Genomic DNA, 22,325 nt, shown 5'->3' with positions numbered 1-22,325 from the left:
ACATCCCCGGCGGCAGCGGATGCGGCGCCGCGCCGGCGGGGCGCAGCGTCACCGCCTGCGGCCGGAACACCGCGACCAGGTCGGCACCCTCCGGCGCCGTCGCGGGCAGGGTACCGGCGCTCGTCACCCGACCATCGGTCCAGCAGCCGCCCGCGGCGCGGCCGGTCACCCGGTTCACGCCGGCGATCGACGCGACGAACGCCGTCGCGGGGTGTGCGAGCACGTCACGCACCGCCCCCTCCTGCGTCACCGCGCCGCGCTCCATCACCACCAGGCGCGCCGCGAGCGCCGCGGCATCGACCGCGTCGTGGGTCACCCGCACACAGGTCCCGTCGCGCGTGAGGTCCGCGAGCACCCCGCGGATGCCGGCTGCCGTCACCGGGTCGTGCGAGGTCAGCGGCTCATCCAGTAGCAGCACGTCGGGGGCGACGGCCAGCGCCCGCGCCAGCCCGACCCGCTGCCGCTGCCCGCCGGACAGATCGCCGGGGCGCTCGTCGCCCGCGCCGGCAAGACCCACCCGGTGCAGCAGTTCGTCGGCGTGCCGCGCCGCTTCGGCCCGACCGACACCGGTCGCGCGCGGGCCGAACGCGATGTTGTCGCGAGCGATCAGGTGTGGCAACACACGCGGATCCTGTCCGAGCAGCACGGTGCCGCGACGGTGCACCGGAACGCGCGGAGCCGGATCGGACACGACGCGGCTCGCCACCCGCACCTGCCCGCCGCTCAGCGCGACCAGCCCCGCGATCGCCTCCACGACCGTCGATTTCCCTGCCCCCGACGGCCCCATGACCGCGACAGTCTCACCGCGGGCCACGCGGATGCCCGCGGACACCGCCCGCGCGCGCACCTCGATCGTCGCGTCGAGCCCGGTCATGCCGGTCCCGTCGTCGTTCCCGCGGCGGGCCGCCACGCACGCACGAGCAGGAGCACGGCCAGCGCGGTCACCAGCAGCAGCAGCGACAGCGCGACCGCGGTCCCCTGCGACACCCCGGCCCCGTTGAACGCCGTGTAGATCGCCAACGGCATCGTCTGCGTCACCCCGGGCGCGTTGCCGGCGAACAGCGCCGTCGCACCGAACTCACCCACCGCGCGCGCGAAGCACAGCACCGTCCCGGCGATCAGCCCGGGGCCCGCGAGCGGCAGCGTCACCCGCCACAGCGTGCGCCACCGTCCGGCGCCGAGTGCGGCGGCGGCCTGCTCGTATCCGGTTCCGGTCGCGCGCAACGACCCCTCCAGCGCGAGCACGAGAAACGGCAGGGCGACGAACGTCTGCGCGATCACGACCGCCGCCGTGGTGAACGGAAGCTGGATACCCCATTCGGCCAGCATCGGTCCGAGCGGTCCGCTGCGTCCGAACAGGAACAGCAGCGCGACACCGCCGACCATGGGCGGCAGCACGAGTGGCACCGTGATCAGCGCGCGCATCACGGCGGCGCTGCGTGCACCGGCGCGGGCGATGACGAGCGCGAGCGGAACTCCGAGCAGCAGACACACGGCCGTCGAGGTCAGGCCCGTCTGCACCGACAGGCCCAACGCGGACAGCGCCGCCGGCGAGGAGATGTCCCCCCACACGGTGTCCCACTGCACGCGGGCGACCAGGGCGGTCAGGGGAACCACCAGCAACGCCAGCGCAATCACCGCGGGCAGCGCGAGTATCTGCGGCACGTACCCGCGCGCGGGGTTCACGGCGCGCCGAACCCGTGGGCGCGCAGCACCGCCTGTCCCTCCTCCGACAGCACGAACGCGACGAACGCGTCGGCGGCGGGTTCGGATGCCCCGTCCAGCGCGACGATCGGATAGCGGTTGACGACCGTATCCGCACCGGCGGTCGTGACCGTGTCGACGTCGTCGGTCGTCGTCGCGTCGGTCACGTACACGAGTCCGGCATCGGCTTCTCCGGCCACCACTTTGGTGAGCACGGCGGTCACGTTCTGTTCGAAGCTGTCGACGGATGCCGAAACACCCGCGTTGTCGAGCAGAGCGGTCGCGGCCCGCCCGCACGGCACCTCGGGTGCGCACAGCACGACCGTGCGGTCGGGGTCGGCGAGGTCGTCGACCCCGGTGACCTTGCCAGGGTTACCGGCGGGCACCACCAGCACGAGAGTGTTCGTGGCGAACAGTTCGGCCGTCGGCGCGAGTCCGGCGTCGACGACGCCCTGCATCGTGGGCTCGTCGGCGGAGGCGAACACGTCGGCGGGGGCACCCTCGAGCAGTTGCGTCGCGAGTGTGGACGATCCGTCGTAGCGGATCGGTGCGACCTCGACTTCCGGATGCTGCTGAGCGAACGCGTCGGCGAGTTCGTCGAAAACGGCCTGCAGCGACGCGGCGGCGAACACCGTCAAGGTCTCCGAGGCGGCAACGGCGGCCGGTGCGGTGGACGATGCGGTGGACGATGAGGCAGGCACGGTCGAGGCGCACCCGGCCAGGGGCAGGACCGCGGCGAGCGCGACCGCGGTGAGGAGGCGACGGCGCATGGGTCAGCCTTTCGGAGTTTCGACGATGACGGTGGTGGCTTTGATGACGGCGGCGGCCAGCGATCCCGGTTCGAGGTCGAGCTGGCGCACCGCCTCGGCAGACATGAGGGACACGAAGCGGTGCGGGCCGGACTGGATATCGACCTGGGCCATCACTCCGTCGACCTGAACGCGGGTCACCAGCCCGGTGAACCGGTTGCGCGCGCTGGTCAGCACATCGCCGATCTGCTGCTCGGCACGAGCCATCTCGGCGGCGTGCGCGGCAAGGGCCGCCCCGGGGATCTCCGCCGGGCTCACCCCGGTCGTCGGCAGCGTCCCCGCCTCGACCCACCGGCGGACGGTGTCGTCGCTGACACCCAAGAGACGGGCGGCATCGGCAACGCGAAAATCGGTCATTTCGCCACCATAACACCGCAACTGCGGATGATATGCCCGAATTCTTCCGCTGTCACCATTGCGCAACGCAGCCCGCGCGACCCCCGGGAATACTCTCGCGCGCACATCGTTGAACTTGATACGAGTCGACTCAATTCAGGACGGATGCGTCCCCCGGCTCACCCAGAACTCACACCAGGAGACACCCGAACATGCCCGAAGACAACACCGTGCCGACCGCGGGCGACGACGCGAGCTCGTTCGACGAGTTCCTCGCCCGCTATCTGTCCGGCGAACGCGCCCGCTCACAACGCTCCATCGACCTCACCCGATACCTCGGTGCCCGCACGCAGCAGCTGCTGCAGCAGGCCGGCGAGTACGCGCTGGGACGCGGCCAGCGAGAGCTCGACGCGCTGCACATTCTGCGCGTGCTGGTCACCGAAGCGCCCGCCAACGAGGCCGTGACCCGGGTCGGCGCCAACCCGGTGGCCATCGCCCGCGCCGTTGAGGAGCGGCTGCCGGCGGCCGGCACCGCCGCGACCGCCGACGGCGCCGTGATCATGCCCTCCGCCCAGCGCACCCTCTTCCACGCCTACCAGGTGGCCCGATCGGCCGGCGGCACCTACGTCGACCCGGAGCACCTCTTCTTCGCGCTCGTCCTCGGGCACGACGCCCCCGCCGGGCAGATCCTCGCCGCGGCCGGTGTCACCGCGGAGTCGTTGACCGACGGCATCCGCCAGCCGGTGACGCCGTCGGGCGAGCCGACCGCACCTGCGGTGCCCGACTCCCCCATGCTGGCGAAGTTCGGCACCGATCTGACCGCGCGCGCCGAAGCCGGCGACATCGACCCGGTCATCGGCCGCGCCGACGAGATCGCGCAGACCATCGAGATCCTCAGCCGCCGCACCAAGAACAACCCGGTGCTGATCGGCGAAGCCGGCGTCGGCAAGACCGCGATCGTGGAAGGACTGGCCTCGGCGATCGTGGCCGGCACCGTCCCGCAACAGTTGCTCGGCAAGCGCGTCATCGCGCTGGATCTGCCGGCCATGCTCGCCGGCGCGCGCTACCGCGGCGATTTCGAAGAGCGCCTGACGACCACGATGAACGAGATCAGCGCCCGCGCGGATGAGGTGATCGTGTTCATCGACGAGGTGCACACCCTCGTCGGGGCCGGCGGCGGGGGCGATGCGATGGATGCCGGCAACATCCTCAAACCGCGCCTGGCGCGCGGCGAGCTGCACCTCGTGGGGGCGACCACGCTGAAGGAGTACCGCACGATTGAGAAGGACCCCGCTCTGGAGCGCCGGTTCCAGCCGGTGCGGGTGGGCGAGCCGTCCGTCGAGGATGCCGTCGCGATTCTGCGCGGCGTCGCGCCCGCGTACGCCGCACACCATGGCCTGACCTACACCGACGATGCCCTCCGGGCCGCCGTCGAACTGAGCGACCGCTATCTCACCGAGCGCGTGCTGCCGGACAAGGCCATCGACCTCATCGATCAGGCCGGCGCCCGGCTGCGTCTCACGCTCGGCACCGCAGTCGACGTCAACGACCTGATGAGCCGCCTCGCCGCCCTCGAGGCGGACAAGAACGCGGCGGTGGGCGCGGAACGGTACGAGGAGGCCTCACGCATTCGCGACGCGATCGCCGAGGTGCAAAACCAGGTGGATGCCGCCGCACGGCGCCCGGCCGCCGGAGAGGTGGTCGACGAGGCGCAGATCGCCGCGGTCATCAGCCGCGCCACTGGTATCCCGGTGACGCGGCTCACCGAGAGCGAACGCGACCGCCTCGCCGGACTGGAAGGCGAGATGCACGCCCGCGTCGTCGGGCAGGACGACGCGGTGGCCGCCGTGGCCCGCGCCGTGCGCCGCAACCGTACCGGGATGGGCGATGCGCGTCGGCCAGTGGGCAGCTTCCTGTTCCTCGGTCCCACCGGTGTCGGCAAGACTGAGCTGGCCAAGGCGCTCGCGCAGTCGTTGTTCGACGACGAGTCGGCCGTGGTGCGCTTCGACATGAGCGAATTCGGCGAGCGCCACACGGTGTCTCGGCTGGTGGGAGCCCCACCCGGATACGTCGGCTACGACGAGGCCGGCCAGCTCACCGAGCGCGTGCGGCGCGCGCCGTACTCGGTGGTCCTGTTCGACGAGATCGAGAAGGCCCACCCCGACGTGTTCAACCTGCTGCTGCAGGTACTCGACGACGGGCGCCTCACCGACGGTCAGGGACGCACGGTCGACTTCCGCAACACCGTGATCGTGATGACCTCCAACATCGGCGGCGAGTTCTTGGCGTCGCGTTCGGGCGCGATCGGGTTCATTGCCGACGGCGGCGGGGCGACCGGGTTCGGCTCCGAGGCGCAGTTGCGCGAGCGCGTGATGGGCAGACTGCGCGAGGCGATGCGGCCCGAGTTCCTCAACCGCGTCGACGACATCGTGCTGTTCCGCAAGCTCGACGCCGCGCAGTTGCGCGAGATCGTGGACCTGCTGCTGCACGACACGAGGAACCGGCTGTCGCGCCGCGGGGTGACGCTCCACGTCTCCGACGCCGCGATGGGGTGGCTGGCTGAGACGGGGTACGAACCCGAGTACGGTGCCCGCCCGCTGCGCCGCGTCATCCAGCGAAACGTCGACGACGCGATCGCGGAACTGTTCGTCAGCGGCGCGCTCGCCGACGGCGGACAGGTCGAGGTCGATGCCGCTGACACCGGCATCCGGGTCACCGCGGCGCTCGCCCGCGCAGCCTGACCCACCCGGACGGCGGCCTGCACGGCTACCCTGGAGGTATGTCGTTCCCGCCGCTTGTCGCGCCGGTCACCGAGTTATCGGCACAGGAACGCGAGCGCACGTTGCGCCACACAGTGCTCGCCGGGCTGGGCGAGACGGGGCAGCGGCGTCTTGCCGCCGCCCACGTGGCCGTCATCGGGGCGGGCGGGCTGGGCTCGCCCGTCATCCTCGCCCTCGCCGCCGCCGGGGTCGGCACGATCACCGTGATCGACGACGACGACGTCGATCTGTCGAACCTGCAGCGGCAGATCCTCCACCGGGTGGCCGATGTCGGCAGAGCGAAGACCGACTCGGCGGTGAGGGTGGCCGGCGGGCTCGCGCCCGAGACCACCGTCGTGCCGGTGCGTGAGCGCCTCACCGGCGGCAACGCCGCCGCGCTGCTGAGCTCGGCCGACCTCGTCGTCGACGGATCGGACACGTTCGCCACGCGGGTCGATGTCGCCGCCGCGTGCGAGACGCGCGGCATCCCGCTGGTGTGGGGTGTGGTGCAGGAGTTCCACGCACAGGTGACCGTGTTCTGGTCGGACCCGCCCGTCGGCGATCCGGTCACGCTGGCCGACCTCTACCTGCCCCATTCGGTGGGCGACGTGCCCACGTGCGCGGCCGTCGGCGTGCTCGGCGCGCTGTGCCTACAGGTGGGCGGAATGCTCGCCACCGAGACCGTCAAGCTCATCGCCGGAATCGGCGAGCCCCTCCTGGGGCGGGTCGCGGTCGTCGATGCGCTGCGCGCCACGGTCCGGGAGGTTCCGCTGCACCCGGCATCGGCGACACCCGCCCCCACCGAGTCGCCGTTCGCCGGCGCCGGCGAGACGATCCCCGAGCTCACGGCGGAGCAGATGCTGGCGGCGTACGCGGCCGGGTCCACGCTGTTGGATGTCCGGGAACCGCACGAGACGGCGGGCGGTATCGTGCCCGGGTCCGAGCTGATTCCGCTGGGGGATGTCCTGGCCGACCCGGATGCGGTCGGGGACGGCCCCGTCATCGTCATCTGCGCCCACGGCATCCGCGCCCGCCGTGCCGCCGAGGCCCTGCGGGACCGCGGCGTCCACGCGTCGATCCTGGCCGGCGGCCTGGCCGCGTGGGTGCCGGCATGATCACCGTCGAGGAGCACCGCGACACCATCCTCGGGTCGGTCCGGCCGCCGCGCGAGGAGATCATCCGCATCTCCGAAGCGCACGGGAAGACCCTCACCTCGCCGGTGCACGCCGCCGTGAGCATCCCGGTGTTCGACAACTCCGCCATGGACGGTTTCGCGGTGCGCTTCGCCGACGTCGCCACCGCGTCCGAGACCGCGCCGGTGCGGTTGCGCGTCGTCGCCGACCTGCCGGCGGGCACGGCCGAAGACCCGCCGTTGCGCGCCGGCGAGGCCGCGCGCATCATGACCGGCTCTCCCGTCCCCACCGACGCCGACACGATCGTTCCGTTCGAGGACACGCGCGACGGCCTGGACGATTCGCTCGACGAGGCGGTGGTCGAGCGCGCGCCGCGGATGCCCGGCATCCACGTGCGCCGCTGTGCCGAGGACGTGTCGGCCGGGTCCCTGGTGCTGCCCGCCGGCGTGCGCCTGGGTGGGCTGCAGCTCGGGGCGGTCGCGGCGGCGGGCGTCGCGCGGGTGGCGGTGGCCACCACGCCGCGGGTGATGGTGGTCTCCACCGGCAGTGAGCTCGTGGCCCCGGGCGCGCCGCTGCGGCGGGGCAAGATCCCCGAGTCGAACGGGCCGCTGCTGGCCGGTCTCGTCCGGGATTCGGGCGCGACGGTGGCTCGGGTGGCGACGGTGGACGACGACGGATCGGGGTTGCGGTCGCTGCTCGGTGAGACACTCACCGGACTGGACGCGGTGATCTTCACCGGCGGCGTCAGCGCCGGTGCGTACGAGGTCGTCAAGAACGAGCTGTCCGACACGATGACGTTCTCGAAGGTTGCGATGCAGCCCGGTAAACCTCAGGGGTTCGGCGTCACCTACGCCGGGACGCTGCTGTTCGGGCTGCCGGGCAACCCGGTCAGCGCCGCGGTGTCGTTCGAAGTGTTCGTCCGCCCCGCCCTGCTGGCGATGCAGGGCCGCACCGAGTTGTCGCGGCCGGTGCTGCGGTTGCCGGCATCCGCCGCGTGGCGCACCCCGGCGGGGCGACGCCAGTACCTGCCGGCGCGGATCGACCGCAGCGACCCGGGACGCTGGACCGTGCGCCCGGCGACCTCGGGCGGGTCCGGCTCGCACCTGGCCGGCGGGCTCGGCGCCGCCGAAGCGTATGCCGTCGTTCCCGCCGACGTCGACGCGGTCGCCGACGGTGACCTCGTCGACGTCATCCTCCTGCGAGGATGACACCCATGGACTTCACCCACCTCGACGCCGTCGGCCACGCCCGCATGGTGGACGTCACCGCGAAGCAGCCCACGGTGCGGGAGGCCACCGCCCGCGGTTTCGTGCGGTGCGCGCCCCGCGTGGTCGCCGCGCTCCGCGACGGCACCGTCCCCAAGGGGGACGTGCTGGCGGTGGCTCGCATCGCCGGCATCCAGGCGGCCAAGCGCACGCCCGAGTTGCTGCCGCTCGCGCATGTGATCGGCGTGCACGGCGTCACGGTCGACCTGGAGGTCACCGACGACGGCATCCAGATCGCCGCGACGGTGCGCACCGCCGACCGCACCGGCGTCGAGATGGAGGCGCTGACGTCGGTGTCGGTCGCGGCGTTGACGATCGTCGACATGGTCAAGGGCATCGACAAGACCACGGCGATCGAGAACGTGCGGATCACCGCGAAGGCGGGGGGCCGGTCCGGCGAGTGGGTCCGGCCGGAGTGACCGGCGCGATCCTGCTCGCGGGGGGCCGAGCGACACGGCTGGGCGGGTGCACCAAACCTCTCCTTGAGGTCGCGGGGCGGACGCTGCTGCGCCGTGCCGTGGATGCCGTCGACGGATGCCGCCCGATCACCGTCGTCGCCCCCGTGCTCGACGACACACTTCCGGTGGCCTGGGTGCGCGAAGACCCGCCCTACGGGGGACCGGCTGCCGCCGTCGTCGCCGCGCTCGCGTCGTGGCCCGCGGACGAGGCCGAGCCCGACTGGACCGTCCTGCTCGCATGCGACCTCCCCGATGCCGCCGCCGCCGTCGCCCGGTTGCGGCGCGACGTGGCGTTCGTGCCGGGCGACACCGACGGCGTATGTCTGGGCGACGAGTCGTCGCGACCGCAGTGGCTGACCGGAATGTACCGCACGCGGGCGCTGCGCACGGGCGCCGGCGCGCTCCCCGGGGCCGGAGCGGGCGCCTCGATGCGCGACCTGCTGACCGATCTCGCGATCGCCGTCATCCCCGCGCCCCCGCACGAGACCGCGGACGTCGACACCTGGCAGGATGTGGAGAAGGCCCGTGCCCGCGCGGGCGGGACGGAGTCACGATGAGCGAGCGGACGCTTCCGCCGGAAGCACTGGATACCTGGGCGGCCGCCCTGCGGGAGCGTTTCGGGCTCGGCGAGGACGACCTTCCGGTCGCGCTGATCCTGGACCTCGCCCGCGACGTGGCGAACGGAGTGGCCCGGCCGGCCGCACCGTTCAGCGCCTTCGCGGCGGGTCTGGTCGCCGGCCGGGCCGGCGGCACTGACGAGCAGATCCGTGAGGCGGTCGCGGCGATCACGGCGCTGGCGTCCGAGTGGGAGCACTGATGGCGCGGGTGCGCTACTTCGCCGCCGCCGAGGATCTCGCCGGCACGGCGGAGGAGTCCCGCGGGGAGGCCACGGTGGCTGCTCTGCTCGCGGCGCTCAGCACCGAACGCCCGGGCCTGGGCGCCATCCTCCCCCGGTGCGCTGTGCTGGTCGACGGCTCACGCTCTCCCGGGGACACACCGCTGGCGGCGGATACCGTCGTCGACGTGCTGCCGCCCTTCGCCGGCGGCTGAGCGCGCGTACCGGACCCCGGCACGGCACCGCGAGCGGCCCGGCGTCAGGCGGTGCGTCCGTCGGCGATGCGCTGCCGGGCGCGGTCGTGGCGGGCGGTCACCGGGATCGCCTCGGTCGCGGCGGCGAGGCCTCTCCGGCGGGTGGAGACGTACATGGTCTCGGCGCGGGCGACCTGGTACGTCTCGTGCCAGATGCCGACGGCGCCAGGGTGCCGGCGCGCCATCTTGTTGAACCGGGTCCATGCCGGCCGATGCTCACTCTCGGGTGCCGTGGCATACGCGTACAGGGCATCGAGCGACGACCAGTACTGCACCACGTAGGGCCCACCCCGGCCGATCAGCACGTCGGCACCGCGCAGGGCCGACTCCGGGTCCGCGAACAGTTCCCGCAGCATGGCGGGCATGGCCATGAACGCGGGGAGCCACACGTCGGGACGCCACCAGCGATGGATCTCGAGCCCGATGTGGAACACCACCAGTTCCCCGTCGTGGCGGTGCGTCATCCGGCCCGGCACAATTCTCCCCATCGCCGCCCCCTTCGATAGTGTCGCTATCCAATCCGTTTGGATAGTATCACTATCCAAAAGAGGAGTCCACGATGAGGATCTCGGAGCTCGCTGCGGAAGCCGACGTGCCCATCGCCACCGTGAAGTACTACCTGCGCGAGGGGCTGCTCCCCGGCGGTGAGCGCACCGGGGCCACCCGCGCCGAGTACGACGCGTCGCACGTGCAACGACTGGGGGCGATCCGGGCGCTCATCGACAGCGGCGTGAGCGTCGCCGATGCTCGCGCCGTGCTGGCTGCCGTCGACATGCCCCCGGGCCACCTGCTCGACCTGTTGCACATCGTGCACGACGCGACCACGCCGACGGTGGACGCGATCGACACAGCCAAGGCCGAACAGCTGGCGCGCCGGATGGGCTGGACGGAAGAGCGCAGCGACCCGCAGGCGCTCGCGGTCCTGGCCCACGCGCTCCGCCGGCTCGACGTCGCGGGGTTCACGATCGACGACGCGGCCATGTCGACCTACCTCGACGCCGTCACACGGATCGCGCGGGCCGAGATCGCCGGCATCCCCACGACCTCCGCCGAGGATGCCGTGCGCTACGTCGCCCTCGGATCGGTGCTGGTCGAACCGATGCTGCTCGCGCTGCGACGGCTCGCCGAGCAGATCGAGGCGACCCGCAGGTTCTCGCCCTGAGGACTCGGCCGCCTCACGCCATCGGGTCGCCGAACTTCTCCACCGCGAAGTCGAGGAGGGCTGACGCGCGCGGCGTGAGCTTCATCTCCTCGGGCCACAGTCCCACGACGTGCGAGCGGGTGACGGGCGGGTCCAGGGGGCGGATGACGACCGGTCGCCCGTCGACGCTCATCGGGTGGTTGTTCGGCCGCGACATGAGCAGGCCATACCCGAGGCCGCGCGCCACGAGTGCGTCGACGAGGCCGATCTGAGTGACGCGGGCCTCGATTCTGGGTTCGAGTCCTCGTGCAGCGAAGGCATCGGTCACGTTGCGCGTGCCTGGGGCCGCATCGTAGAAGATGTAGGGCTCGTCGGCGAGCTCTGCGAGATCCACCGCCTCGGCTGCCGCGAGCGGATGTCCGGGATGCAGGTGGACCTCGAGTTCGGTCGCGTAGATCCTGCGGCGGCGGTACCCGACCGGCAGCGACACGTCGAACAGGAGGGCCACGTCGAGACCGCCGGCGTCCAGTGCGGCGAGCAGCTCTTCGTTCGTGCCCACCGTGACCTCCATGCGCACTCCCGGATGCCGCTTCGGGAAGCCCTCGAGAAGCTCGGGAACGACGTGTGGTGCGAACGTCGAATAGCAGCCGAGCGTGACCGGGCCGCGCAGTTGCTCGCCCCGAGCGGCATCCAGGATGAGCTCCTGCGTGTCGGCCACGATCGTGCGGGCCCGCGCGGCGAACTGCTGGCCGGTCGGCGTCAGGGTGAGCCCGCGGGCCTTGCGGCGGACGCACAGCTGCTCGCCCACGGCCTTCTCCAGGCCGGTGATGGCCTGCGACAGCGCCGATTCGGAGATGTGCAGGTGGGCCGCGGCGGCGCTGAGCGTCGGGAAGTTCGGCAGAGCGGCGAACAGCTCCAGCTGTCTCAGAGTCACATCGGCCACGGTCATCCCCTGTCGGCTCTTCTTAAGTCAATACGAACTATATCTGCATAGAACCGTGATTTACATGCAGAGATGAATATCCCACGATGAGAGGACCCGCCCCCCGAAGCCGTCACGCAGTCAAGGAGACGACATGGTAGATCAGAACGCCAGACTCGCGATCATCGGAGGCGGGATGGGCGGACTGGCCGCTGCCATCGCGTTGCGGAGGATCGTCGGGGTCCGCGCCACCGTGTTCGAGCAGGCGAGCCAGCTCGGCGAAGTGGGCGCCGGTGTCACCGTCGCGCCGAACGCCGCCCGGGTCCTCGACCGGCTCGGTGTGCTCGACGGCATCCGGCGCGTCGGGGCCGTCCCCGACGGGCACGGTGTCTACCTGAACGCCATGGGCGGGATGGTCACCGACGCGGCCTGGGAGGACACGGCGAAGCAGTACCAGAACATCGGCATGTACCGGCCCGACCTCATCGACGCCCTCGCCGCCGAGGTCGATCCCGACGCGGTTCGTCTCGGTCATCGTCTGACGTCGGTCGAGACCGTGGAATCGGGCGTTCGCGTGGAGTTCGACAACGGTGTGACCGAGGTCTTCGATGCCGTCATCGGAGCCGACGGCATCCACTCGGTCGTCCGGCAGGCGGTCGAGCAGCATCCCGAGCCCGTGTACTCCGGCTACATCGTCTATCGCGGCGTGATGGACGCGTCCCGCCTGCCCGAGGACTGGCCCATGATCAGCCAGGTGTGGATGGGCAACCGACGGCACTTCATGTGTTATCCGCTGCAGCAGCGCAAGCTCTTCAACTTCGTCGCCGGCATCCCGAGCGAGCGCCCCCTCAACGGACCGTGGTCCGGCCCTGCGGAGGTCAGTGAACTGGCCGCCGAGTTCGCGGGTGATGGCTGGGATCCCCGGCTGCAGCATTTCATCGGGCTCATCGACAAGACGTTCTGGTGGGGGCTGTTCGACCACGAGCCTCTCACGAACTGGTCGCGGGGCCCGATCACTCTGCTCGGCGATGCCGCCCACACGATGCTGCCGCACCAGGGGCAGGGAGTGAACCAGGCGATCGAGGACAGCTCGGCACTCGCGACGTTCCTCGCCTCCGCCGACGAGGTCGCCGATATCCCCGAGGCCTTCCGGCGCTATACCGCGGTCCGAATGCAGCGCACCGCGATCCTGCAGAACGGTTCGCGTCGCGCGGGCGCCATGTTCGATGCGCAGTACGAGTTCGCGGACCTCGCCAAGCGCGACGCCGACATCCGTGTCGGCCGCGACTTCCGACGAAGTGCCGTGTTCGACTACGACGCGCAGAAGGTGGCCGAGCAGGCGCTCGGCCGGTTCAGAAAGGTCACACACGCATGAGTTCGATCAGCATCATCGGCAGCGGCAAGATGGGGGGCGCGATCGCCGAGGTCGCGACGCGGGCGGGAGCCCACGTACAGATCCTCAAGCGCAGCGCGGGCAGCATGTCCGCGGCGCGTCCGGGATTCGACTGCGGGGTCGTGGGCGACGAGCTCACCGGCGACCTCGTCGTGCTCGCCGTACCGTACAGCGCTTACCCGGGCATCCTGGAGCACTATCGGGATCGGCTCGCCGACAAGGTCATCATCGACATCAGCAATCCGATCGACTTCTCCACCTACGACGCACTGACGTCACCGGCCGACTCCTCGACGGCCGCCGAGCTGGCCACGCTGCTGCCCGAGGGCACGGCGGTCGTGAAGGCGTTCAACGTCAATCTCGGCGACACGCTGGTCAGCGGCACGAACGGCATCGCAGCGACGACCGTGTTGTACGCCGGCGACTACGCCGACGCGAAGGTGCGGGTCGCGGCGCTCATCGAGGCGGCGGGGATGCGGGCCGTCGATGTCGGCCCGCTGACCCGGGCGCGTGAACTCGAGGCGATGGGCTTCCTGCAGATCATCATGGCCGCGTTGGGCAAGACCCGCTACGAGTCGGGATTCGCTCTGCTCCCGTAGCGGAACGGGTCAGCGGCTCCGTCGGCGCAGCAACTCCGCCGGGGCAGGCTCAGCCGCCGAGGCCCTTCCACGCCGTGGTGCCGTCCGCCTCGACCTGGCGCTTCCACACCGGCAGCTCCTGCTTGATCGTCTCGATGACTGTGCGGCACACCTCGAACGCCTCCGCGCGGTGGGCCGTCGCGACGGCGATCACCACAGCCGCATCGCCCACGCTCAGCCGCCCCACCCGGTGACTCACCGCCACCAGACCCGGGGTCTCCCCCAGCGCGCGCTGCGCGAGCTCGCGCAGCGTCGCTTCCGCGTCGGGGTGGGCGGAGTACTCCAAGACGACGACCGCACCGCCGGCGTCCTCGTCATGATCGCGCACCGTGCCCACGAAACTCGTGACCGCCCCCATGGCCGCATCGTCGACAGCCGCGAAGTGCGCCGCGACATCCAGCGGCGACCCACTGATCCGCGCGATGGGCACCGGCATCAGTGGTCTCCGCCGTCCAGCTGCGCGATCACATGCGACGCGAGACCCGCCACGACCGCCATCCCGTCGGCGACGGCACCCGGCGATCCGGGGAGGTTCACCACGAGCGCACCGCCGGCGATGCCCGCCAGCCCGCGCGACAGGACCGCAGCCGGCACCGTCTGCGCGCCGCGCCGGCGCAGTTCTTCCGCGATGCCGGGGATCTCCCGATCGAGCACCCGGCCGGTGCCCTCCGGCGTGCGATCCCGGGGACCGATGCCGGTGCCGCCGGTCGTGACGATCACACGCGCACCCGCCGCGACGGCATCCCGCAGCGCCGTCGCGACCGAGTCCTCCCCGTCGGGAACGATCACCGGCGCCTCACAGGAGAACCCCGCCTCACGCAGCGCGACGACCGCGACCGGTCCTGCGCCGTCGGGCCGCGCCCCCGCCGCGGAACGGTCCGACACCGTGATCACGGCAGCATCCACCCGGGGTCCTCCGGCCGTCAGCGACGCCGCTCGAGGCGGACGACGACGGCCTTCGAGGTGGGCGTGCCCGACACGTCGGCCACCGAGTCCAACGGCACCAGCACGTTCGTCTCGGGGTAATACGCCGCGGCGTTGCCACGCGGCGTGGAGTACGTGACGATACGGAACGCCTCGGCGCGGCGCTCCTGGCGGCCCTCGGGCCCGTCCCACTGCGAAACGAGATCGACGATCTCGCCGTCACCGAAGCCCAGCTCGCGGATGTCGTCGGCGTTGACCAGCACCACCCGTCGCCCGTCGTAGATACCGCGGTACCGATCGTCCTTGCCGTAGATCGTGGTGTTGTACTGGTCGTGTGAACGCAGGGTCTGCAGCAGCAGGCATCCGTCCGGAATCTGCGGGTACTCCAGCGGATTGACGGTGAACCGGGCCTTACCGTCGACCGTCGCGAACTGCCGCCCGTCGCGCGGACCGTTCGGGAGCATGAGGGTGCGTCCCTTCGCGACGCGCTTCTCGAAGTCGTCGAACCCGGGGATGACGTGCTCGATGTGGGTGCGGATGCCGGCGTAGTTCGCCTCCAGCCCCGCCCAATCGGCCCGCGGCGCCGAGTCGTCGGTGAACAGCCGCGAGCACAGGCGCGCAATGATGGCGACCTCGCTGAGCATGTCCTCCGACGGCGGCGCGAGCCGGCCGCGGGACGTGTGCACAGCGCCCATGGAGTCCTCCACGGTGACCCGCTGCTCGCTGTCACCCCGGCGGTCTCGGTCGGTGCGACCGAGCACCGGCAGGATCACGGCGCGCCGACCGGTCACCACGTGCGAACGATTGAGCTTGGTCGACACCTGCACGGTCAGGTCGACCTCGCGCATCCCCGCCTCGACGACCGCGGTGTCGGGAGTCGCGGAGATGAAGTTACCGCCCATCGCCATGAAGAACCGCGCCTTGCAGTCGCGCATCGCGCGGATGGCCTCGACGGTGTCGTAGCCGTGTGCGCGCGGCGACGCGAACGAGAATTCGCGGTCGAGGGCATCGAGGAACTCCGCGGCCGGCTTCTCGTAGATCCCCATCGTGCGGTCGCCCTGCACGTTGGAGTGCCCGCGCACGGGGCACACACCTGCGCCCTCGCGCCCCATGTTGCCCTGAAGCAGCAGCATGTTCACGACCTCGCGCAGCGTCGGTACCGAGTGCTTGTGCTGGGTCAGCCCCATCGCCCAGCAGACGATCGTGGCCGACGAAGCCCGTACCAGTTCGGCGATCCGGCGCAGCTCCGCCTCGTCGATTCCGGTCGCGGTCTCGAGGTCGGCCCACTCCAGCCGCGCGACCGCGGCCCGGTAGTCGTCGTACCCGGAGGTGTGATCGGCCACGAAGCCCTGGTCGACGACACCGCCGTCGCGCGCCTCGGCCTCGAGCAGGTGCTTGCCGATGGCCTGGAACAACGCCTGGTCGCCGCCGAGCCGGATCTGCACGAACTCATCGGCCATCGCCGTGCCCCCCAGCAGCACCCCGCGCGGGGTCTGCGGGTTCTCGAACCGCAGCAGCCCGGCCTCCGGCAGCGGGTTGACCGCGATGATCTTCGCGCCGCGGTGCTTGGCCTTCTCGAGCGCCGACAGCATACGCGGGTGGTTCGTGCCGGGGTTCTGCCCCGCGACGATGAGCAGGTCGGCCGCGTGGATGTCTTCGATGGTGACGGTGCCCTTGCCGATCCCCAGGGTCTCGGTCAACGCCGACCCGCTGGACTCGTGGCACATGTTCGAGCAATCGGGCAGGTTGTTCGTCCCGACACCGCGCACCAGCAGCTGGTACAGGAACGCGGCCTCGTTCGAGGTGCGGCCGGAGGTGTAGAAGATCGCCTCGTCGGGGTTGTCGAGTTCGCGCAGCGCATCCGCGATGAGGTCGAGCGCCGCCTCCCAGCCGATGGGGCGGTAGTGGGTGGCACCTTCGTCGAGCACCATCGGCTCGGTGAGCCGGCCCTGCTGACCCAGCCACCAGTCGTCGTGCTCGGCGAGGTCGGCGAGCGAATGCTGCGCGAAGAACTCCGGGGTCACCCGGCGCAGCGTCGCCTCCTCGGCCACCGCCTTCGCGCCGTTCTCGCAGAACTCGGCGATGTGCCGCTTGTCCTCCTCGGGCCACGCGCACCCGGGACAGTCGAATCCGTCCTTCTGGTTGACGCGCAGCAACGTCTCCACGCTGCGCTTGACGCCCATCTGCTGCCAGGAGATCTCCATGGCGTGCATCACGCCGGGCACGCCGACCGCGTGCGTCTTGGGCTCGCCCACCCGGAGGCGGGTCTCGTCGATGTCTTCTTTCGGGGGCCGCATCGCCATGCCACCAGGCTACCCCTCCCTCATCGCGAGGGGTCAGCGGCGTCCGTTGCCGAAGACGCCCCGGATGACACTGGTGAGGATGGTGCTGGTCGTCCGCGACCCGAGTACTTGTTCCAGCATGCTCTTGTCCGCACGGCGGGAGGTGCGGCGCGACGTGTTCCCGGCGGTCTTTTTCAGCAGGCGGTCGTACTCGGCCCGCGCCTTCTTCTCGGCATCCGCCTTCGCTTTGTCGATCGCCGCCTGCTGCTTGGCGTATTCGGCGTCGACCTTGGCTTTTTCGAGGGCTGCGGCTTCGGCCGCGTCGGCTTCGGCGGCGGCGTTCATCTTCGCGGTGAGCACCTCGCGCGCCGATTCCCGATCGATCGGGGTGCCGTAGGCGGCCAGGAGGGGGGATGCGGCGACGGCCGCGTCGATCTGGTCCTGCGGAGTCGGCGACATCAGACCCTGCGGCGCCCGCATCCGGGTCCAGGCGACGGGGGTGGGCGCGCCCCGCTCGCTCATGACGGTGACGATCGCCTCGCCGGTGCCGAGCTCCTGCAGCACCCGCTCCAGGTCGTAGCCGCTGGTGGGATACGTGCCGACGGTGGCCTTGAGCGCCTTCGCATCGTCGGGGGTGAATGCGCGCAACTGGTGCTGCACGCGCGAGCCGAGCTGTGCCAGCACATCGCTGGGGACGTCCTTCGGGGTCTGGGTCACGAAGAACACGCCGACGCCTTTGGAGCGGATGAGCCGCACGGTCTGCACGATCGCCGCGAGGAAGTCCTTCGATGCATCCTTGAACAGCAAGTGAGCTTCGTCGAAGAAGAACACCAGCTTGGGCTTGTCGAGATCGCCGACCTCGGGCAACAACTCGAACAGCTCAGCGAGCAGGTACATCAGGAAGGTCGAGAACAGCGCGGGTTTGTCCGCGACGCCGGGCACCTCCAGCAGCGAGATGATGCCGCGCCCGTCGGGGGCGGTGCGGAGGAACTCCGTGACGTCGAACTCGGGCTCCCCGAAGAAGACATCCGCGCCCCCGTCGGCGAAGGTGATGAGCTCGCGCAGGATCACTCCCGCCGTGGCCGACGACAGCCCGCCGAGCGCCTTCAGCTCGCTCTTGCCTTCATCGCTGGTGAGGTAGGTGAGGACGGCGCGCAGGTCGGACAGGTCGACCAGTGCGAGACCGTTCTGGTCGGCGTAGTGGAAGACGAGGCCGAGGCTCGATTCCTGCGTGTCGTTGAGGCCGAGCACCTTGCTCAGCAGCAGCGGGCCGAAGCCCGAGACGGTCGCGCGCACCGGAATGCCGGCGCCGACGCCGCCGAGAGCGAAGTACTCCGTGGCGGATGCCTCCGGCTGCCAGTGCTGGCCGATACCCGCCGTCCGCGCCAGCAGTTTGTCGCTGGGCACCCCGGGCGTGGCGACTCCGGACAGGTCGCCCTTGATGTCCGCGGCGAACACCGGTACGCCTTTCGCGGCGAGTTGCTCGGCCAGTCCCTGCAGGGTGCGGGTCTTGCCGGTTCCGGTGGCCCCGGCCACCAGCCCGTGCCGGTTGGTCATCGCCAGCGGGATGCGGATCTGCGCCTGCGGGAGCGGCTCCCCGTTGACGAGTGCCCCCAGGTCGAGGGTGGCTGCCTCGAACGTGTAGCCGACGACGATCTTGGCGACTTCCTCGGCATCCAGCGGGCCGCCTGCCGTCTCTGACGCTTCTGCCGCGGGTGCGGACCCGGCATCCGCCGCTCCGCCGGACTCCTCCGGTTCTGCCGTCGCTTCCGTCTGTTTCTCGGGCGACGCCGCTCCACCCACGGAATGCTCCGCCGCCGACGCATCCTGTGCCGTCCCCGCCGGCGCGATCCCGGCCGCGGTCCTGGCGGCTTCGGCCTCCGCGGCGGCGAGCGCTGCCTTGGCCTGCGCTGCTTTCAGGTGCGCCTCTGCGGCTTCGGCTTCGGCGCGCAGCCGCGCCAGTTCAGCCTCGGCGGCGGCGACGGCGGGGTCGGATGACGCGGCGTCAGTCATACCGCCCAGCCTATCGATCCCACCCCTGCCGAGATTGCGCATACGGCTCCTCCGAGGCAGCCGTCACGACAGTTCCGGCAGTCTCGGCGGGAGCCGGGCGGGCCGTTCGCGCATCAGAGGCGGTGCGAATGCTGCCGCCACCATGAGGGCGACGCCGACACCGACGAGCGCGCCACCGACGGTGTCGCTGAACCAGTGCGCGTGCAGGTTCATCCGGCTGAGCCCCATGAGCATCACCCAGCCCGTGCCCGCAACGGCCACCCATGCCCGGGGAAAGATGATGACCGCGAGAACGGCGACAGTCGCGGCGTTCGCGACGTGCCCGGACGGGTACGACCCGGCGTCGCTGAGCACCAGCATCCCCTCCGGACGCGCCCGGTCGAACGCCGACTTGAGCACCTGCACGGCGAGCGCGCTGGTCCCCAGCCCGACCAGGAACAGCACCGCAGCCCACGGACGGCGCAGCGCCAGGAGCACTGCTGCCGTCCCCACGGGCACGATCAGGACGGCGAACCATCCCGCGCCGACGATGTCCATCCCCAGGGAGAGTCCGCGCAGGACCGGACCGAGGGCGTCGACCCGCGCATCCGCCCACAGGTCGATACCGGGAGGAGCGCCCTCGAAACCGATCAGGATGCCGAGGAGCACCGCCGAGGCGACCAGGACGGTACCGATGACGACGAACCTCAGCCGAACGCTGATGACGTCATCGGTGGGTGGCCTGCGCATTCTCCCCATTCTGCCCGGCGGAGGTACCCACGCCGCGCTGGCAGGCAGGAAAGACAGCCCGAAGCGCCGCAGGTCACCGTGTGCGCCCCGATCTCCCGACGAACACGCCCAGCCCGACCACGACGACGGCAAGCGTCGGTGCCCACCATGGAAAGCCGGGACCGTCGGGCTGCCGACGCGCTTCGGTGATGTCGCGCTCAGGGGTGGGAACCACCCGCACCCCTGTGACGACGATCCGATGGGTGTTGACTCCGAGCGGCGTGCAGGTGATGAGCGTGACCAGATCCCGGCCGGGGTCGGCCCACAGCGTCCTGGTGTCGGCGGGCTCGATCACCTGGATGTCGACGACACGGTAGGTGAGGACCTCGTCCAGAACGGAGACGGTGAACGTATCCCCCTCGGCGGCGCGGTCGAGGTTCGTGAACAGGGTCGCTGCGGGCAGGCCGCGATGCGAGGTGAGCACCGCGCGTGTACCGATGCCACCGACCGGTAGCGACGTGCCCTCGAGGTGGCCCACGCCGTGCTCGATGGCCTCGGCGGCCGTGCCGTGGAAGATCGGAAGGTCGATGTCGAGGGATTCGTAGCGCAGACGCCCCATGACCTCCGTGCCATCGACCCTCAGGAGACTTCGGTAGTCGAACGCGGTTCCCGTGGCCGTGAGCCCGGCTCCCTGGGGGATGGTACTTCCGGCATCCAGGAGCGCGCCACTGGCGAGCGCGTCGTTGTACGCGTGGGCGCGGTCCATTTCGTGCGCGCGTGATCGCTGCTCGTCCGTCGAAGGATGCTCGAGCGTCTTGAGCGCGAGCGAGGTCACGCGGGACTGTTCCAGGAGCGAGAACCACGATGCGACGTGGGGATAGAGGAACAGGCTCACGCCGACCAGGATGACGACGGACGCGAACAGGTGTGTCCACGGCACGTGCCAGCGGCGCGTATTCATGAGCCTTATTCCTTTCGGCACGGCCGGCGGGCGGTGGCATCGTCATGATCCCACCGCCCGCCGGCCGTGCTCCGGTACGTGGAGGCGTCAGGCTCCGGAGTCGGAACGGCGGCGCCGCTTAAGGATGATCGTTCCCACGCCGGTCGCAGCGATCGCCAGGCCTGCGATCGACAGCACGACGGTGCCTTGACCACCGGTCAGCGGCAGGTTCGGCGTCGTCCGTCGCGTGTTGACGACATCCTGCACCAGTGCGTTCGCGGTACCCGCGGCGATCGAAACGGCCTGCCCGGTCTGAACGGCGGTGTGCCCGACGGGGACGACCGTCTCGTAGAGGCAGTAGGACTTCGTCGGAGCGGGGTCGATCGGACCGTTGGCGGAGTTGGCGATCCACAGCCCCAGGGGTTCGCTGGCGGGGTCGGTGTTGTCCCACTGCACGACGCCGGTGCTGTCGGAGGTGCCGGTCGCAACGGCGCCGCTGGTCGGCAGTGCGCTCGGGCAGCTGCTGGTGCCTGCATCGTAGTTGTCGAACACCTGGAACGTCGCGCCGCTGAGCGGGTTGCCGAGGTCGTCCTCCTTGTTCACGGTCAGCTGGCCCCAGTAGGTCTGGGGTGTGGTGGCACCCGTGGTCGTGCCGCCGTTGAATCCGCTGCCGTAGCCGGGCCCCACGCCGGTCCCGCCGGGGTTCGCGATGGCGCCGGTGGTGGTGACTGATTCGACCGTCGTGGTGAATGTGATGGTGATGATGTCGCCCGCCTGGATGGTGTCGATGATGTCCGGCACCCCACCGTTGGTGTTCAGCGTCCAGGTCAGTCCATCCGGGTCGAACGTGTACTCGGTCCCATCCACCCAGGTGGCGGGCACTCCGGCCCGCGTGAGGGTGACGGACTGGGTGTTGATGCCTGCGGTGTAGCTGAGGCTGGCCGGAAGCACATCCCAGATCGAGGCGGATGTGTACGACTGACCCGCGTCGAGCGGCGGAACGGTCTCCGTGATCGTCCACTGGACCACATCGCCCACGGTCAGCCCGTTGGCGGGCTGAGCGGCATCCACATTGATCGTCTTCACGGGCGCGTCGACGGTCTGGTTCTTCGGGTATACGTTCACGTCGTACAGCCAGCCACCGGTTGCGGCGTCATTGGGCAGCGGGACGGTGACGTAGAACGGGGCGGTTCTGGAGACGACGTTGGCCGGCGCACCTGTTTCCTGCAGGTAGTACAGCCCGAGGTCGAGGCCGGCGAACGAGGTCAACCCGCCCGCATCGGTCGGCGCAGACGCAGTTCCCGTCGCGTCCACGAGGCAGAAACCGGCCGCCTGCACCTCGGTCAGTGTGGCTGGTGCCGAACCGGTCGGGACGCTCCCCCAGGCGGTCGCGTCGGCGAGGTCGATCGGCACGCAGGTTCCTGCGTCGTCGATGCCCAGTTGCCAGATGGTGAACGTGACACCGGCGAGCGGGTCACCGGCGGGGGCAGGATTCAGGACCGACCCGTCGCCGGCTGCGCCCTCCAGGCCGTCGTACTTGTGGATGATGAGCGATCCCGCGGTGGGTGCTCCTTGCTGGCCGGGACCGGGGAGTGCGTAGGCCGCGGTTCCCGCGGCGAGCACGCCGACGGCGGCGAGGGCGAGTGCCCCGACCGCGGCGCCGATGCCGCGTAGCGTCTTTCGTTGAGTGGTCATTTTCAGTGCCTTTCCGGCCCGGGGGGACGGGACCGTTTCATGGGTCGGATGTACTCGGTGGTCGCGCTGGCCCTGTTGCCGGGTTCGTGCGAATTGAGGCTCATTGCGGTCGGCAT

The 22,325-nt window shown here is 70.7% G+C and carries 23 protein-coding genes; 10 read left to right on the top strand and 13 right to left on the bottom strand.

Translation table 11 applies throughout. From position 1 onward, the window contains the following. The 4 genes from ACK5KK_RS16400 to ACK5KK_RS16385 form a co-directional block, all read right to left on the bottom strand. On the bottom strand, positions 1-910 hold a 910-nt coding region (locus tag ACK5KK_RS16400; RefSeq protein ID WP_416891151.1), incomplete at its 3' end, for an ABC transporter ATP-binding protein. Further along, entirely contained in the window at positions 871-1,686 is an 816-nt protein-coding gene (locus ACK5KK_RS16395; protein ID WP_416891150.1) for an ABC transporter permease, read from the bottom strand. The genes ACK5KK_RS16400 and ACK5KK_RS16395, both read right to left, overlap by 40 nt. Further along, complete coding sequence (modA, locus tag ACK5KK_RS16390; RefSeq protein ID WP_416891149.1) at positions 1,683-2,474, bottom strand: molybdate ABC transporter substrate-binding protein; 792 nt, start codon at positions 2,472-2,474, stop codon at positions 1,683-1,685. The genes ACK5KK_RS16395 and modA overlap by 4 nt, the downstream gene beginning before the upstream one ends. 3 nt (positions 2,475-2,477) lie before the next feature. Further along, a complete protein-coding gene (locus ACK5KK_RS16385) occupies positions 2,478-2,870 on the bottom strand; it encodes a TOBE domain-containing protein (protein WP_416891148.1) in 393 nt (130 codons plus the stop codon). Between the two features lie 191 nt (positions 2,871-3,061). Between ACK5KK_RS16385 and ACK5KK_RS16380 the strand changes: the two genes are divergently transcribed. The 7 genes from ACK5KK_RS16380 to ACK5KK_RS16350 are packed head-to-tail and all read left to right on the top strand — an operon-like array spanning position 3,062 to position 9,514. Next, positions 3,062-5,590 (top strand): ATP-dependent Clp protease ATP-binding subunit, encoded by a 2,529-nt coding sequence (locus ACK5KK_RS16380; protein ID WP_416891147.1) that lies wholly within the window; start codon positions 3,062-3,064, stop codon positions 5,588-5,590. A gap of 38 nt (positions 5,591-5,628) precedes the next feature. Continuing rightward, the gene (locus ACK5KK_RS16375; protein ID WP_416891146.1) at positions 5,629-6,723 is read left to right on the top strand and encodes a ThiF family adenylyltransferase; all 1,095 of its coding nucleotides are present in this window, start codon (positions 5,629-5,631) and stop codon (positions 6,721-6,723) included. Continuing rightward, positions 6,720-7,949, top strand: a complete 1,230-nt coding sequence (glp, locus tag ACK5KK_RS16370; protein WP_416891145.1) for a gephyrin-like molybdotransferase Glp — start codon at positions 6,720-6,722, stop codon at positions 7,947-7,949. Before ACK5KK_RS16375 ends, glp begins: the two co-directional genes overlap by 4 nt. A gap of 5 nt (positions 7,950-7,954) precedes the next feature. Then, positions 7,955-8,425, top strand: coding sequence for a cyclic pyranopterin monophosphate synthase MoaC (gene moaC / locus ACK5KK_RS16365; RefSeq protein WP_416891144.1), 471 nt, complete (start codon positions 7,955-7,957; stop codon positions 8,423-8,425). After that, positions 8,422-9,021 carry a molybdenum cofactor guanylyltransferase gene (gene mobA, locus ACK5KK_RS16360; protein ID WP_416891143.1) on the top strand — a complete coding sequence of 200 codons (600 nt, stop codon included), beginning with the start codon at positions 8,422-8,424 and terminating at the stop codon, positions 9,019-9,021. Before moaC ends, mobA begins: the two co-directional genes overlap by 4 nt. Further along, positions 9,018-9,281: a DUF6457 domain-containing protein gene (locus ACK5KK_RS16355; RefSeq protein ID WP_416891142.1), complete on the top strand. Its 264-nt coding sequence runs from the start codon at positions 9,018-9,020 to the stop codon at positions 9,279-9,281. Before mobA ends, ACK5KK_RS16355 begins: the two co-directional genes overlap by 4 nt. Then, positions 9,281-9,514: a MoaD/ThiS family protein gene (locus ACK5KK_RS16350; protein WP_416891141.1), complete on the top strand. Its 234-nt coding sequence runs from the start codon at positions 9,281-9,283 to the stop codon at positions 9,512-9,514. Before ACK5KK_RS16355 ends, ACK5KK_RS16350 begins: the two co-directional genes overlap by 1 nt. Positions 9,515-9,558: 44 nt before the next feature. Here the strand turns inward: ACK5KK_RS16350 and ACK5KK_RS16345 are convergent, their stop codons facing one another. Next, positions 9,559-10,017, bottom strand: coding sequence for a DUF4188 domain-containing protein (locus ACK5KK_RS16345; RefSeq protein ID WP_416891140.1), 459 nt, complete (start codon positions 10,015-10,017; stop codon positions 9,559-9,561). Between the two features lie 95 nt (positions 10,018-10,112). Here ACK5KK_RS16345 and ACK5KK_RS16340 point away from each other — a divergent pair, with 95 nt between their 5' ends. Continuing rightward, entirely contained in the window at positions 10,113-10,715 is a 603-nt protein-coding gene (locus tag ACK5KK_RS16340; RefSeq protein WP_416891139.1) for a MerR family transcriptional regulator, read from the top strand. Between the two features lie 13 nt (positions 10,716-10,728). Here ACK5KK_RS16340 and ACK5KK_RS16335 read toward each other — a convergent pair whose 3' ends face one another. Continuing rightward, positions 10,729-11,628, bottom strand: coding sequence for a LysR family transcriptional regulator (locus ACK5KK_RS16335; RefSeq protein ID WP_416891138.1), 900 nt, complete (start codon positions 11,626-11,628; stop codon positions 10,729-10,731). Positions 11,629-11,770: 142 nt separating this feature from the next. Between ACK5KK_RS16335 and ACK5KK_RS16330 the strand changes: the two genes are divergently transcribed. Next, positions 11,771-12,991, top strand: coding sequence for an FAD-dependent monooxygenase (locus tag ACK5KK_RS16330; RefSeq protein WP_416891137.1), 1,221 nt, complete (start codon positions 11,771-11,773; stop codon positions 12,989-12,991). After that, positions 12,988-13,608, top strand: a complete 621-nt coding sequence (locus ACK5KK_RS16325; protein ID WP_416891136.1) for an NADPH-dependent F420 reductase — start codon at positions 12,988-12,990, stop codon at positions 13,606-13,608. Before ACK5KK_RS16330 ends, ACK5KK_RS16325 begins: the two co-directional genes overlap by 4 nt. 49 nt (positions 13,609-13,657) lie before the next feature. Here ACK5KK_RS16325 and ACK5KK_RS16320 read toward each other — a convergent pair whose 3' ends face one another. The 7 genes from ACK5KK_RS16320 to ACK5KK_RS16290 all read right to left on the bottom strand — a co-directional run bounded on the left by ACK5KK_RS16320 (position 13,658) and on the right by ACK5KK_RS16290 (position 22,209). Next, the gene (locus ACK5KK_RS16320; RefSeq protein ID WP_416891152.1) at positions 13,658-14,086 is read right to left on the bottom strand and encodes a molybdenum cofactor biosynthesis protein MoaE; all 429 of its coding nucleotides are present in this window, start codon (positions 14,084-14,086) and stop codon (positions 13,658-13,660) included. Next, a complete protein-coding gene (locus ACK5KK_RS16315) occupies positions 14,083-14,553 on the bottom strand; it encodes a MogA/MoaB family molybdenum cofactor biosynthesis protein (protein ID WP_416891135.1) in 471 nt (156 codons plus the stop codon). Before ACK5KK_RS16315 ends, ACK5KK_RS16320 begins: the two co-directional genes overlap by 4 nt. Before the next feature lie 17 nt (positions 14,554-14,570). After that, positions 14,571-16,874 (bottom strand): FdhF/YdeP family oxidoreductase, encoded by a 2,304-nt coding sequence (locus ACK5KK_RS16310; RefSeq protein WP_416891134.1) that lies wholly within the window; start codon positions 16,872-16,874, stop codon positions 14,571-14,573. Between the two features lie 33 nt (positions 16,875-16,907). Beyond that, positions 16,908-18,866: a helicase HerA-like domain-containing protein gene (locus tag ACK5KK_RS16305; RefSeq protein WP_416891133.1), complete on the bottom strand. Its 1,959-nt coding sequence runs from the start codon at positions 18,864-18,866 to the stop codon at positions 16,908-16,910. A gap of 63 nt (positions 18,867-18,929) precedes the next feature. Then, entirely contained in the window at positions 18,930-19,595 is a 666-nt protein-coding gene (locus ACK5KK_RS16300) for a phosphatase PAP2 family protein (protein ID WP_416891132.1), read from the bottom strand. A gap of 73 nt (positions 19,596-19,668) precedes the next feature. After that, positions 19,669-20,535: a class C sortase gene (locus ACK5KK_RS16295; RefSeq protein WP_416891131.1), complete on the bottom strand. Its 867-nt coding sequence runs from the start codon at positions 20,533-20,535 to the stop codon at positions 19,669-19,671. An 87-nt stretch (positions 20,536-20,622) separates the two neighbouring features. Beyond that, positions 20,623-22,209, bottom strand: a complete 1,587-nt coding sequence (locus tag ACK5KK_RS16290) for a SpaH/EbpB family LPXTG-anchored major pilin (RefSeq protein ID WP_416891130.1) — start codon at positions 22,207-22,209, stop codon at positions 20,623-20,625. Between the last annotated feature and the right edge of the window lie 116 nt (positions 22,210-22,325).

The organism is Microbacterium sp. (assembly GCF_047972865.1).
Lineage (GTDB): Bacteria > Actinomycetota > Actinomycetes > Actinomycetales > Microbacteriaceae > Microbacterium.
This window is presented reverse-complemented; position numbering and strand designations above follow the sequence as displayed.

Bases quoted from the DNA above. Each gene is read 5' to 3' on its own strand.
- modA (WP_416891149.1), bottom strand. From the start codon at position 2,474: ATGCGCCGTCGCCTCCTCACCGCGGTCGCGCTCGCCGCGGTCCTGCCC.
- ACK5KK_RS16385 (WP_416891148.1), bottom strand. From the start codon at position 2,870: ATGACCGATTTTCGCGTTGCCGATGCCGCCCGTCTCTTGGGTGTCAGC.
- ACK5KK_RS16380 (WP_416891147.1), top strand. From the start codon at position 3,062: ATGCCCGAAGACAACACCGTGCCGACCGCGGGCGACGACGCGAGCTCG.
- ACK5KK_RS16375 (WP_416891146.1), top strand. From the start codon at position 5,629: ATGTCGTTCCCGCCGCTTGTCGCGCCGGTCACCGAGTTATCGGCACAG.
- glp (WP_416891145.1), top strand. From the start codon at position 6,720: ATGATCACCGTCGAGGAGCACCGCGACACCATCCTCGGGTCGGTCCGG.
- moaC (WP_416891144.1), top strand. From the start codon at position 7,955: ATGGACTTCACCCACCTCGACGCCGTCGGCCACGCCCGCATGGTGGAC.
- ACK5KK_RS16355 (WP_416891142.1), top strand. From the start codon at position 9,018: ATGAGCGAGCGGACGCTTCCGCCGGAAGCACTGGATACCTGGGCGGCC.
- ACK5KK_RS16350 (WP_416891141.1), top strand. From the start codon at position 9,281: ATGGCGCGGGTGCGCTACTTCGCCGCCGCCGAGGATCTCGCCGGCACG.
- ACK5KK_RS16345 (WP_416891140.1), bottom strand. From the start codon at position 10,017: ATGACGCACCGCCACGACGGGGAACTGGTGGTGTTCCACATCGGGCTC.
- ACK5KK_RS16340 (WP_416891139.1), top strand. From the start codon at position 10,113: ATGAGGATCTCGGAGCTCGCTGCGGAAGCCGACGTGCCCATCGCCACC.
- ACK5KK_RS16330 (WP_416891137.1), top strand. From the start codon at position 11,771: ATGGTAGATCAGAACGCCAGACTCGCGATCATCGGAGGCGGGATGGGC.
- ACK5KK_RS16325 (WP_416891136.1), top strand. From the start codon at position 12,988: ATGAGTTCGATCAGCATCATCGGCAGCGGCAAGATGGGGGGCGCGATC.
- ACK5KK_RS16310 (WP_416891134.1), bottom strand. From the start codon at position 16,874: ATGGCGATGCGGCCCCCGAAAGAAGACATCGACGAGACCCGCCTCCGG.
- ACK5KK_RS16305 (WP_416891133.1), bottom strand. From the start codon at position 18,866: ATGACTGACGCCGCGTCATCCGACCCCGCCGTCGCCGCCGCCGAGGCT.
- ACK5KK_RS16300 (WP_416891132.1), bottom strand. From the start codon at position 19,595: ATGCGCAGGCCACCCACCGATGACGTCATCAGCGTTCGGCTGAGGTTC.
- ACK5KK_RS16295 (WP_416891131.1), bottom strand. From the start codon at position 20,535: ATGAATACGCGCCGCTGGCACGTGCCGTGGACACACCTGTTCGCGTCC.
- ACK5KK_RS16290 (WP_416891130.1), bottom strand. From the start codon at position 22,209: ATGACCACTCAACGAAAGACGCTACGCGGCATCGGCGCCGCGGTCGGG.